Annotated in this window: 11 protein-coding genes and 1 pseudogene; 8 read left to right on the top strand and 4 right to left on the bottom strand. The window is 65.2% G+C overall.

Annotated features, from left to right (window positions below; translation table 11 throughout):
• The first annotated feature begins 102 nt into the window (after nucleotides 1–102).
• Nucleotides 103–797, top strand: a pseudogene (locus ACFWPH_RS33555) (SDR family NAD(P)-dependent oxidoreductase).
• Between the two features lie 49 nt (nucleotides 798–846).
• Here the strand turns inward: ACFWPH_RS33555 and ACFWPH_RS33550 are convergent.
• Nucleotides 847–1,557 (bottom strand): TetR/AcrR family transcriptional regulator, encoded by a 711-nt coding sequence (locus ACFWPH_RS33550; RefSeq protein WP_378756319.1) that lies wholly within the window; start codon nucleotides 1,555–1,557, stop codon nucleotides 847–849.
• 111 nt (nucleotides 1,558–1,668) lie between these two features.
• Between ACFWPH_RS33550 and ACFWPH_RS33545 the strand changes: the two genes are divergently transcribed.
• The 3 genes from ACFWPH_RS33545 to ACFWPH_RS33535 are packed head-to-tail and all read left to right on the top strand — an operon-like array spanning nucleotide 1,669 to nucleotide 4,629.
• The gene (locus ACFWPH_RS33545; protein ID WP_378756318.1) at nucleotides 1,669–2,529 is read left to right on the top strand and encodes an SDR family oxidoreductase; all 861 of its coding nucleotides are present in this window, start codon (nucleotides 1,669–1,671) and stop codon (nucleotides 2,527–2,529) included.
• A complete protein-coding gene (locus ACFWPH_RS33540) occupies nucleotides 2,526–3,623 on the top strand; it encodes a hypothetical protein (protein WP_378756317.1) in 1,098 nt (365 codons plus the stop codon). The genes ACFWPH_RS33545 and ACFWPH_RS33540 overlap by 4 nt, the downstream gene beginning before the upstream one ends.
• A gap of 10 nt (nucleotides 3,624–3,633) precedes the next feature.
• Nucleotides 3,634–4,629 (top strand): alpha/beta hydrolase, encoded by a 996-nt coding sequence (locus ACFWPH_RS33535; RefSeq protein ID WP_378756323.1) that lies wholly within the window; start codon nucleotides 3,634–3,636, stop codon nucleotides 4,627–4,629.
• A 30-nt stretch (nucleotides 4,630–4,659) separates the two neighbouring features.
• Here the strand turns inward: ACFWPH_RS33535 and ACFWPH_RS33530 are convergent, their stop codons facing one another.
• The 3 genes from ACFWPH_RS33530 to ACFWPH_RS33520 are packed head-to-tail and all read right to left on the bottom strand — an operon-like array spanning nucleotide 4,660 to nucleotide 5,759.
• On the bottom strand, nucleotides 4,660–4,854 hold the full coding sequence (locus ACFWPH_RS33530) for a hypothetical protein (RefSeq protein WP_378756316.1): 195 nt from the start codon (nucleotides 4,852–4,854) through the stop codon (nucleotides 4,660–4,662).
• Nucleotides 4,855–4,858: 4 nt separating this feature from the next.
• Nucleotides 4,859–5,575, bottom strand: coding sequence for a hypothetical protein (locus ACFWPH_RS33525; RefSeq protein WP_378756315.1), 717 nt, complete (start codon nucleotides 5,573–5,575; stop codon nucleotides 4,859–4,861).
• 28 nt (nucleotides 5,576–5,603) lie between these two features.
• Entirely contained in the window at nucleotides 5,604–5,759 is a 156-nt protein-coding gene (locus ACFWPH_RS33520; RefSeq protein WP_378756313.1) for a hypothetical protein, read from the bottom strand.
• Nucleotides 5,760–5,881: 122 nt separating this feature from the next.
• Here ACFWPH_RS33520 and ACFWPH_RS33515 point away from each other — a divergent pair, with 122 nt between their 5' ends.
• The 4 genes from ACFWPH_RS33515 (at nucleotide 5,882) to ACFWPH_RS33500 (ending at nucleotide 10,734) form a co-directional block, all read left to right on the top strand.
• The gene (locus tag ACFWPH_RS33515) at nucleotides 5,882–6,412 is read left to right on the top strand and encodes a TetR-like C-terminal domain-containing protein (protein ID WP_378756311.1); all 531 of its coding nucleotides are present in this window, start codon (nucleotides 5,882–5,884) and stop codon (nucleotides 6,410–6,412) included.
• Between the two features lie 369 nt (nucleotides 6,413–6,781).
• Nucleotides 6,782–8,221, top strand: a complete 1,440-nt coding sequence (locus ACFWPH_RS33510; RefSeq protein WP_378756309.1) for a hypothetical protein — start codon at nucleotides 6,782–6,784, stop codon at nucleotides 8,219–8,221.
• Nucleotides 8,222–8,448: 227 nt separating this feature from the next.
• Entirely contained in the window at nucleotides 8,449–9,252 is an 804-nt protein-coding gene (locus tag ACFWPH_RS33505) for an SDR family NAD(P)-dependent oxidoreductase (RefSeq protein ID WP_378756308.1), read from the top strand.
• Nucleotides 9,253–9,576: 324 nt separating this feature from the next.
• Nucleotides 9,577–10,734 (top strand): alpha/beta hydrolase family protein, encoded by a 1,158-nt coding sequence (locus tag ACFWPH_RS33500; protein WP_378756322.1) that lies wholly within the window; start codon nucleotides 9,577–9,579, stop codon nucleotides 10,732–10,734.
• The last annotated feature ends 106 nt before the right edge of the window (nucleotides 10,735–10,840 follow it).

Here is a 10,840-nt window from a genome sequence, read left to right as displayed (position 1 = left end):
CAACCAGTTACCGGAGACCTCGCCACATCACCAACTTCTCCACCCGGACAACGGGTTCCGCCCCACAACTCGGGCGCTTATGAAACAGGCTCTAGCTTGTGAATGGATCGTGAACCGGTGAGCGAGCTGAACAACGCACGAGTTCTGGTCTTCGGGGCCAGTGGTGGGCTCGGAGCGCCTATCACCACCAAACTCGCCCGCGCCGGCGCACGCCTGGCTGTCAGCGGCCGCAACACCGACGTCCTCGCAGCCACTGGCGCGCACATCATCGCCGCTGACCTGCGGCACGTCGATTCGGCGCGAACTGTGCTGGCCGAAGCAGCAGACAAACTCGGTGGGCTCGACGGGATCGTCATGGCCGCAGGGGTAGTAGCCTTCGGACCCGCCGCCGAACTCGACGATGATGTGGTCGACGACCTCTTGATCGTCAACTACCTTGCGCCACTGCGCATCATCCGTGAAGCATTGACCGTCCTCGAACCTGCGGGGTTCGTCCTCAACATCAGCGCCGTCGTCGCCGACCAGCCGGTTGCGGGCATGTCGCCTACTCGGCCAGCAAAGCCGCGATCAGCGCGTTCGTCACCAGCGTCCGCATCGAGGCACGCCGGTCGACAATACGTGTCATCGACGTTCGCCCGCCCCATACCGAAACCGGATTGGCCACACATGCGATCGCCGGGAACGCACCGAATCTGCCGACCGGCCTGACACCCGGTCAGGTCGCCGATCGGATCGTGGCGGCCATCGTGAACGACGAGACCGACGTTCCTTCGCCGGCGTTCGCTACGAGCTCGTAGTCGATGGGCTCCGAATGCCGAAATCCAACAGCCCAAACTGCAACGTGTTCTAGAAAACTGGCCGAGTAGCCTGCTGTCGAGCTCCGGCGCGATCAGGGAAGGGCGCAGCGGACGAGGCGGCTGCTGTGTCCCAGTGCGCGCGGGCGGCGGCGAACAGGTCCGCGCAGACCGTGACCAGGTCGGTAGGATCATCGCGGCATTCGTCCATCAACCAGTCGACCAGCAGGTGATTGACACCGCCGACCAGCGCGGTCGCGGTCAACCGCTGCTGCCTTCCCGGCGGTCGGGAGCCCTCGGCGCCCCAGACTGCGAGCACGGTATCGGCGAAATCGCGTAGCACGCGGTGTCGGCGTTGTTCCATGGCCGCTGAGACTCCGACGACTTCGATCAGCACCACCCGTGCGCGCCGTGGGTCGCTGCTCAGGTGCCCGATGAACGCGGCGAGCCCGGCGGCGGTGACGGTGTCGAGGTTCGGGGGTGCGGAGTCGATCGCGGTCAGGGTCGCTGTACGCATCGCCGCGGCCAGGTCGTCGTAGAGCGCGGCCAGGCAGTCTTCGCGCCCTGTGAACGATTCGTAGAAGTAGCGCTCGGTCAGGCTCGCGCCCTGGCAGATCTGTTTGATCGACACCGACGCGTATCCGTAGGTGCCGAATTGCTCGAGTGCGGAGGCGAGCAGGCTCGCGCGCCGGTGACGAGCCCGTTCCTCCGGTGCTATGCCCGAGTACTTGCGGCCGGACGGTTTCGGTCCCGGACTGCTCATGGGCCTTGTCCTTCCTCTCGAGCAGGTGTAATACTAACGCTGGACCAATTCTGACACTTCATCGTGTCAGAAATGATCGGGACCCAAATCCGACAGACAGGCAGCCCGCCAATGACCAGAACACTGACCGGCCGCATCGTGGCGGTCACCGGTGGTGCCCAAGGTATCGGCCGCGAGATCGCGGCCCAGCTCGCCGCAGCCGGGGCCTGGGTCGCCATCGGCGATCGTGATGTGGCCGCCGCCCGTGCGACGTCGCACGCCTTGCGTGGCCGAGTGGAGGCGTTTTCTCTCGATGTCACCGACACCGCCTCGTTCCAGCAGTTCCTCGCCGAGGTCACCGACGTGTTGGGGCCGCTGGATGTGCTGGTCAACAATGCCGGGGTGATGTGGGTCGGTGCCTTCGACACCGAACCCGAGGCCGCGACCGAGCGGATGCTTGCAGTGAACCTGCACGGGGTGATCCGCGGCGTCCGGCTGGTCGCGCCGGGCATGCGCGCCCGCGGCAGTGGCCATATCGTCACTGTGGCCTCGGCCGCCTCGAAGCTCTCACCGCCGGGCGAATCCACCTACGCCGCGACCAAGCACGGTGTGCTGGGTTACCTGACCGGGGTGCGCGAGGAGCTGCGTGGAGCCGGTGTGCACTTGTCGGTGATCATGCCCGGGGTGGTCGATACCGATCTGGCGGCCGGCACCGCCACCGGCGCCGCGGCCCAGCTGCAACCGGGTGACGTCGCCGCCGCCGTGGTGAAAGTGCTGCACCGGCCGCGGTTCGAGGTCACCGTCCCCGGCTATCTCGACCCACTGATCAGGCTCGTCGCATTGTTGCCCCGCCCGCTGCGTGATCGCATCCTGCGGGCCATGGTGCCCGATCAGGTGGAGGCCGTGCGTGGCTCGACTACCCGCGACCGCTACCAGGCCCGCGCGCTCACCTCCACCATCGATTTCACCGACCGAAAGGACACCGACCGATGACCGCGACCGAATCCACCACGTTGCGCCCCATTCCGGAGTTCGAGGGCGTGCACGATATCTGGCCTCGCGGCAAACGCCTCGAAGCGATCCGCGAGGCAGCCCTGAGCTATCGGGAGCGATTCCTGGCCCAAGGCCAGGTTCGGGCGGTCAAGAGCTTCGATATCGCCGCCGCCCCTTATCCGGCGCAGTACGCCTTCCAGAACTACTCGCTCAACATCAATCCGTTCATCTCGATCATCAACCGGATGTTCGTGATCCAGTTCGAAGGATTCGACGGGAACCTGAAGACCCTGGTGTGGGAACCCACCGTCGCGGCGGGTTCGGCGGAGTCGCCGTTTTACCACAAACTACAGCGCTTCTCCCAGCGCCTGGGCCTGGAATCAGTGTTCGTCAAGTACTACAACGACCCCGACCAGGTGCTGCCCCGGCTCGGTTTGACCAACGCCGACGTGGACTACATCAGCTTCGACCACCTCCACGTCCAGGACCCGCGCATGATCATGGGCAGCAGCGAGCCGATCCAGGGCGAGAGCGCGCCGCGCAAGCCGTTGTTTCCCCACGCGAAACTGCTCGTGCACCGCAAAGAGCTGGGCACCTTCGAGTCCATGCATCCGATGCAGTGGGCCTGGTATGTCGAGGGCGGCATGAACGGCGTCCCCGAGGACCGGCTCGAAACCTTCGACGGCGACGTCGAGCTCGGTGTCGGGGTCAGCCTGTTGTGGACTCCCGGCCACACCGACGGCAACCATTCCCTGGTGGTGAACACTCCCGACGGGGTGTGGGTGTCCTCGGAGAACGGCATGGCCGCCGACAGTTGGCAGCCCGAACATTCGAAGATTCCCGGTGTGCGCCGCACCGCGCGGTTCTACGGACGCGAGGTCGTGCTCAACGCCAACACCCTCGAAGACTCCCTCGACCAGTACGACTCCATGGTCAAGGAGAAGACCCTGGCCAGCCCGTCGCCGCGCGATCCGCGGTGGCGCCAGATCATTCCGTCCTCGGAATGCGCGAACTGGAAACGCCAATGGCCGGTCGTGCCCACCTACAGCCACGGCGGACTCGCCTACGGCACCATTACCACTGCCACCCGGTGACCCGATCGACATGAACGCACACACCGACGGTCGAGACACGACCGAAGAGCACATGGTCACTGTGCGGCGCTCATGGGCCGCGTGGGCGACGATATGGGCGTCGCGGGTCTTCGTGCGACCCACACTGTGGCTGCTGCCGCTGAATTCGTTGATCGGTGTTCTCGGCTATCGCCTCACTCAGGTCGTGGCCTGCCGGATGTGGTTCGCGCCGATGCTCCCGCACACGTTGGTCGATGCCGCCGGGCCCAGAGGCCGGACCGTCGGAGAGTGGGTAGGAGGGTGCGCCGAACCCGGTGAGCGCCTGATCTACTACATCCACGGCAGCGGATACATCAGTTGCAGCCCGGCAACCCACCGTGGCCTGGTGTCGGAACTGTCGCGCCGGCTGGCTCGCCCCGCATTCGCCGTGCGCTACCGGCGCGCGCCGCAACACCGATTCCCGGCCGCCCACGACGACATCCTCAACGGCTACCTGTGGCTGATCGAACAAGGACACCGTGGCGGCGACATCGTCGTGATGGGCGACTCGGCCGGCGGCCACCTCGCACTGGGGCTGTGCGTCGGACTCCGTGCACTCGGAGTCGACCAGCCCGCCGCGCTCGTCGGATTCTCCAGTGTCGTCGACCCGACATGGCACCTGGCACAGACCCACGACAAACTCGTCTGGGACCAATTCGTCTCCGCCCGGACCGGCCGGCGGATCACCCACACCTACCTGGTCGGGGCGGACTTCAGCGATCCACGCCTGGATGTACTCAACGGAGTCGGACCCGACCTGCCACCGATGCTGCTGCAAGTGGGCGGCAGCGAAATCCTCGCCTCGGACTCCGCCCACTACGCCGCGGCACTGCGCTCAGCAGGCGGACAGTGCGAGCTCGAGGTGTGGTCCGGCATGTTCCATGTGTTCCAGATGGGATACTCGCGGCTACCGGAGGCGCGAAGCGCCCTCGACAATGTCGAACGGTTCGTTAACGACACCGAAGCCAACAACGACGTGGCCGCCTGACGGTCCCGCCACCCCTACCTGACGGATCGGTCAGGACAGCATGCCGCTGACCCGCACGGCCGGTATCAGGTCGGGCCGAGCCGGGGGGAGTTCGGCGTTGGTGTCGACTTCGATCACGCCGGAGAGTCTGGCGAAGCAGCGTTTCGAGGCTGCGGTCCGGACGTGCCGCGAGATCTTCCAACACAGCGATATCCTCGTCGAATGCCGCACGAGTGGGGCTTTCACGGCTCTAAAAGTTCCGGTGTAGTACACAGACGCCGGCATCGACCGTAGTCGAGGTCAAACATCGGCGCCGCTGGTCCATGCCGGCTGAACACAAGCCGAGTCGCCGCCACGAGCGCGGCTCGTGCGGCCGCCGCAGCGGCTTCACCTGTTGACGCGCGGGGCTGTACTCGCGCGTGCTGGGTCCTAACGGAGGTGAGTACTCCCCGCGCACGTGCCGGTTGCATGATTCGACAAGTCCGTTGCGGAGGGACTTCGGGGCACACGAGGTAAGCCTTGAACTGGTTTTCGGCCGACCCTTCCTGCCGAGCACGCAGACTCGGCCTCGGACCGAGATCAGATCCTCGAACTTCGGACAGGTGCATTCAGGGTCAGAGTCGACGCGAAGTCGCTCTGCCTCGGTCCAGCGTTCACGCGGAGTGAGGGAGTCGGGTACGACAACACTGAAGAAAGCGCGGCGCTTCTCCTGTGCGATGAGATCGACCTTCTGCGCGGTGTGCAGCGAGTTCTCGTAGTCGTCGAAATCGTCGAACCAGTCGATAAACATCCACACCTCCTCGTCCGGGTTGTCGGGTGCGTCCATGAAGTAGAAACGGGTACTCGTGTAATGGAAGGTTTCCGGGTGTGCGTACTCGTAATCCAGGTAATCACGGGATACTTCGATCGCCCGGTCGTGATCGGCCTTCTTGACCCGGTACTTCATGATCGCGATTTCGGTGGCCATGGCCTATTTCCTGTCTTTGTTTCGGATTTCAGTGCGCATTCGTCGCGGCGGCGTTGCCGCGTTTGGCGGCGACGTCCATGGCGGCCATCTGGATGAAGTTGCGGAACTCGAGGGCGTAGTGCTGTGCGTGGTCGTCGCCGAAAATCTGCGGTGCGGCGGTGGGCCACCAGATGTCGAGGATCATCTCGAACCCGTCGTCGGTGTCGCGGAACTGTTGCAGTCCCCAGCCGAACCGGGTGCCGTCCTCGATCGCGGCGGTGCCGATGCGGCGCAGCGGGTAGGACTCATCGATATCGGCTTCGAGGAATGCGGGGATCTTTCGCGGGCGACGGTGCCGAATCGTTACGCGAGGACATCCTTACCCTCATGCGCCGGCTCAACGAGACCCCTTCGCGAGTGATGACGGCGATGAGCATCCTCATCGGCGATTACGACGACGCCACGGGTATCAGTCCCGAGGAGGTCCGGACCATGATCACGGCCGGGCGCTACGACAGCATCGATACCGTGATTCGGCGCGCAGCAGATCGAGGCGAGGTCGACCCTGTGAGGGTCAGCCGCCGCATCCGGTCGCTCCCGTTCACTCTCTTGCGGGACGAACTCATGATCGGGATGCGCGAGGTTGCCGATGACGTACTCGTGGAGATTGTTGACACGATCTTCCTGCCGCTCGTGCAACCGCCTCCGGTGACTGAACCTGGAACCGCATCGGTTAATTCGGGTTTGTCCCTGGCTCAGGCAGATGTCGAAGGACAATTGTCCCCCGGCGGGGAAGCAGGAGGGACCGACCACGGCGATCGGTCTATCGATCGTGAAGTACCGTGGGCAAGAGGATGACCACGGGCAAGCCATAGGCGTGGTGGCGACCTCTCGTCCATTCGTGGTGCCTGTGAACCGGTCCGGTCGCTGGCGTGCATGCTTCGAATCCGGATGACTCGGCACGGTGCCGGTCAAGTGTTCTCACTCCGACGCGACGGAGATCGGATCCGGCTTTCCAGATCGAACTGTGACATCACAAACGGTGTCGGGGTAGGCACCGCATTGACGTGGGTCAAACCCAATCGGTCAGCGACCGAGGTGTGACTCTCTGTCGAAAGAACATTCTTTGCTATGTGAACAGGAGTTTCTGTGTTCGGAAGCCGACGAACCTTTCCCTTCTTCGGTCGATCACGTTCGCGGGATCCGCTGCGGGCCGCGGTGATCGGAGTGACCACGGCGACAGTCGCGGCGGCCTCCCTGCCGCTGGCAGGGTCCACGACCGCCGCCCCCGCGGCCATTACCATTACCGTCGACGCGGACGCGACCGGTGGCCGGGTACTTCCCGAGCACTTCCTCGGATTGTCCTGGGAAGCAGACCAGCTCCACCAGTCGTGGATCGACGACGACACCGGTAGCCTCGCGGCGTTGATGCGCAACCTCGGCCCGGGCACCACCCGGTACTCCGCCAACGCCGTCGACAACACCGCCTGGCATCCGGACGCGCCCGAGGGCACCACCGCCCCTGTGATCACCGCCGCGGATTTGGCCCGAGCCGGTGACTTGGCTCACGCCACCGGATGGTCGGTCGATCTGGGAGTGAATCTGGGTGCCAATGATCCCGCCGCCGCAGCCGACGAGGTTCGCGCCGCGCAACAGGAATTCGGACCCATGCTCCGATCTGTACAGATCGGCAACCAACCCGATTTCTTCGCTCTCTCGCAGCTCGAACCCTACGACCACCAGACTTACTTGCAGCAGGTTCATGCCTACCGGACCGCCATCGATGCGGCTGCCGAGGGAATACGCTTCGCCGGGCCCGATTCGGCGATGACCGCGGGCGCCCTGCCCCTCGGACAGGCCTATGAACCCTACGCCCGCACCTGGCGCGCGGCCTACCTGAACGCCTTCGCCGGCCAAAGCGACTTCCTCAACCAGCACTACTACCCACTGGTGAAAACCCCCGGCGGGAATACCGCGGCGATAGTCGATCAACTCACCAGCCGCGCTATAGCTGACGCCGATCGCGCCTACATCGAGGACCTGGTCAACGAGGCCGCCGCTGCGGGCGTCGAACCGCACCTTTCGGAAACCAACAGCGTCGCCGGTGGCGGTCAGGCGGGGGTGTCCAACACTTTTGGGGCGGCACTGTGGACCGTGGACTACCTGCTCACCGCGGCCAGTTCCGGCATCGCCGGCGTGAACATGCACCAACAGCCGCATGATTGCGGCAGCTACACGTGGGTGTGTTTCCCCGACGGGTCGGCAACGTTGCATGCACAACCGGCCTACTACGCGGGTTTGCTGGTCTCGCAACTGCGTGGCGGAACTTTCCTGCCCACCGAGGTGTCGGACCCGAACGCGAACATCTCCGCCCACGCTCTGCGCATGCCCGACGGTCATATCAAGGTCGTTGTCGAGAACGCCGGCCCTGGCCCGCAGCCGGCCGTCGATGTCCGCGTCGAGGGCTCGACCACCACAACTGCCACCGCGCAGTGGCTCACCGCACCCTCACCGTATGCGACCTCCGATGTTCGCTTCGCCGACTCCCGAGTTGGCGCTGATGGTAGTTTCACCCCCGGACCCGCACGGCAACTATCCACCGAATCGGGCGCAGTCGCTATCGACTTCGTGGCCCCCTCGGCGGTCTTGCTTAACCTGACCGACTGACCGGCCTCACCTTCCGAGGATGTGGCATCTTGAAATGTGGACGCTATCGTAGGGCGCCGGTTCGGTCCGGTCGTGGCAGCACACTGCCGCGCGTTCCATCGTATATTCGGGTCTATCGGCATAGGCCGTGCACTGATCAGCCCAGCTGGATCGTCGGCAGCCCAGTGGCACTGATCGCGCTCACGGCGTCTCCGCAGGTCGTCCATCAGCACCGAAGGGAACCGATCATGAATCGTCTCGCGGACAAGAACGTGGTCATCACCGGTGCGGCCAGCGGTATCGGCCGCGCGGCGGCAGAGCTCATGGTCTCGGAGGGGGCGCGAGTCCTCATCGCAGATCTCGACGAGGATACTGCCGCGGAGGTGGCCGCGGAGATCAACCGTGGTGACGCACCGGGGCATGCAGTCGGTGCCGCGGCCGACGTCATGAGCGAAACTTCGATCGCCGCGATGATCGACCGCGCGGTCGAGGAATTCGGCGGGATCGATGTGTTGTGCAACCACGTCGGTGGCAGCAATCCGCGCAAGGATCTGGACCTGCTGCGGCTCGACCTCGAGGAATGGGATCGGGTGATGGCCCTCAATGCCCGCAGCACGGTCGCCGCCTCCCAGTTCGCGCTCCCGCACATGATCTCTGCCGGCGGCGGATCGATCATCAACACGGTGTCGGTGGGCGGCCTGGTCGGCGACACGCTGCAGTGTGCCTACGGTGCGTCCAAAGCTGCCGTCATACGGCTGACCCAGTACATCGCGACCCAGTACGGCCGCCAAGGAATACGATGCAACGGGGTCGCGCCGGGAGCGATCATGACCCCGGCATTGCGCGATAACCTCCCCGCCGAGGTCATCGCGGATATTCGCCATCACAACGCGCTCGACATGATCGGCGATCCGGAGGACATCGGGTGGGCGATGGTCTATCTGGCCTCCGACGAGTCCCGGTACATGAGCGGCCAGACCCTGGTACTCGACGGCGGTCTCACTGCCCAGAGTCCCATCGCCACAAGCCGCCGCGTCCTGCTGGACACCTGAGGTACCGGCACGCGCCAACCCCGCCCGAACTGCCGAAAAGCAGCCTGGATCGACGAGCAACCGCTCACGCTCGTGGCCAAGTCCGGTGACCTGCGCGAGCCGCCACACCCGCACCGTCTTCCGAAGGCACGCGCGCAAGGTTCGGGTGCGCGACGGGTAGCCCGACGCAGCGGCCCGTTCCTATGAAGAAACCGCCGCGGGTGGGCACATTGTTCGACGCGACGCGGGGCCGGGCATACGATGCCTACGACCTCGGACCCGCTTCCAGGAGGTGCTGTGATCGCTCGTCGCCTACCCAGGGCATATCGGTCGGCGGCCGTCCTCATGGTTGCCGCGGTGTTCGTGGGCGGATGCTCGGAATCCTCGGACTCCGATGATCCGGCCACTACCTCGTCACCCCACGCCGGTGAGCTACTCACATCGCTGCCATTGGCATCGGATTCGACGGCAACGGTCCCCGGCGCAGCAAGCACCCGTGTGATCACCTACCGTTCCCAGAACGCGCAAGGGGAACCCATCGTGGTCTCGGGCAGCGTGGCGATACCGGCCACCGAACCCCCGCCTGAGGGGTGGCCCGTCGTGAGCTGGGCACATGGGACAACCGGCTACGCCGACACCTGCGCGCCGTCGGTCGATACCCGTGACGGACTCGAACACGACTATCTCGGCCCGATCACCCAGACCCTGGCATCGTGGATCTCCGCCGGATACGCGGTGGTGCAAACCGACTACGAAGGCCTCGGCACTCCCGGCGGGCATCCCTATATCAACGGCACCAGCGCGGCCAACACCGTCACCGACATCGTGCGAGCCGCTCGCGCTCTCGACCCTTCGATCGGCAAGAACTGGGTGGTGGCCGGACACAGCCAAGGCGGACACGCGGCCCTGTTCACGGCGCAGAACGCACCACAGCGAGCCCCGGAACTCAACCTCCGAGGCGCGATCGCCATCGCTCCGGGCGGTACCGGACTGAAGCAGATGGTCGAATTCGTGCGCACCGACCAGCCCGGCGCGGCGGCCGCGGAGGCGTTTCTGCCGGTGATCGTGCTCGGCGCGCAAGCCGTCGACCCGAGTATCGAACCCTCCCAGGTCTTCACCGCCCGGGCCCAGCCCTTGGTCACCGCGGCCCGCACCGGATGTCTGGCTCAGATCCGAGCGATACCGCCGATACCGCCGGGGCAGGTGTTCGCACCCGACGCGGACCTCGCCACGCTGAATACCTACCTCGACGCTCAAGACCCCATCCGACTCTCGCCACAGGTTCCCACGATGATCGCGCAGGGAAGCGCGGACACAGCCGTGGCCGAGCCGAGCACCGACACCCTTGTGAAAGCCCTCTGCGACAAGGAGACCAGACTCGACTACCGGGTCTACGACGACGCAGACCACCGTGCCAGCGTCCCCGCTTCTCTCGGCGACGCCCAAGAGTTCGCCGCAGCAGCACTCTCCGACCGAGTCACCACCGAAACCTGCAAGCGCTGAGGTTATTCCCAGACCCGGTCACTCGCCGCAGCCCTCCGGGTCGGTGCTGGATCTCCTATTCGAGGCGTCGATGAGACGCCCTGACGGTCATGACTGATACTCGCCC

The sequence above is a fragment of the Nocardia sp. NPDC058499 genome (genome assembly GCF_042719915.1).
GTDB lineage: Bacteria > Actinomycetota > Actinomycetes > Mycobacteriales > Mycobacteriaceae > Nocardia.
This window is presented reverse-complemented; position numbering and strand designations above follow the sequence as displayed.

Excerpts from the sequence above, each read along its gene's own strand:
- ACFWPH_RS33550 (WP_378756319.1), bottom strand. The coding sequence starts at position 1,557 with ATGAGCAGTCCGGGACCGAAACCGTCCGGCCGCAAGTACTCGGGCATA.
- ACFWPH_RS33545 (WP_378756318.1), top strand. The coding sequence starts at position 1,669 with ATGACCAGAACACTGACCGGCCGCATCGTGGCGGTCACCGGTGGTGCC.
- ACFWPH_RS33540 (WP_378756317.1), top strand. The coding sequence starts at position 2,526 with ATGACCGCGACCGAATCCACCACGTTGCGCCCCATTCCGGAGTTCGAG.
- ACFWPH_RS33505 (WP_378756308.1), top strand. The coding sequence starts at position 8,449 with ATGAATCGTCTCGCGGACAAGAACGTGGTCATCACCGGTGCGGCCAGC.
- ACFWPH_RS33520 (WP_378756313.1), bottom strand. The coding sequence starts at position 5,759 with ATGATCCTCGACATCTGGTGGCCCACCGCCGCACCGCAGATTTTCGGC.
- ACFWPH_RS33525 (WP_378756315.1), bottom strand. The coding sequence starts at position 5,575 with ATGGCCACCGAAATCGCGATCATGAAGTACCGGGTCAAGAAGGCCGAT.
- ACFWPH_RS33500 (WP_378756322.1), top strand. The coding sequence starts at position 9,577 with ATGGTTGCCGCGGTGTTCGTGGGCGGATGCTCGGAATCCTCGGACTCC.
- ACFWPH_RS33535 (WP_378756323.1), top strand. The coding sequence starts at position 3,634 with ATGAACGCACACACCGACGGTCGAGACACGACCGAAGAGCACATGGTC.
- ACFWPH_RS33515 (WP_378756311.1), top strand. The coding sequence starts at position 5,882 with ATGCGGGGATCTTTCGCGGGCGACGGTGCCGAATCGTTACGCGAGGAC.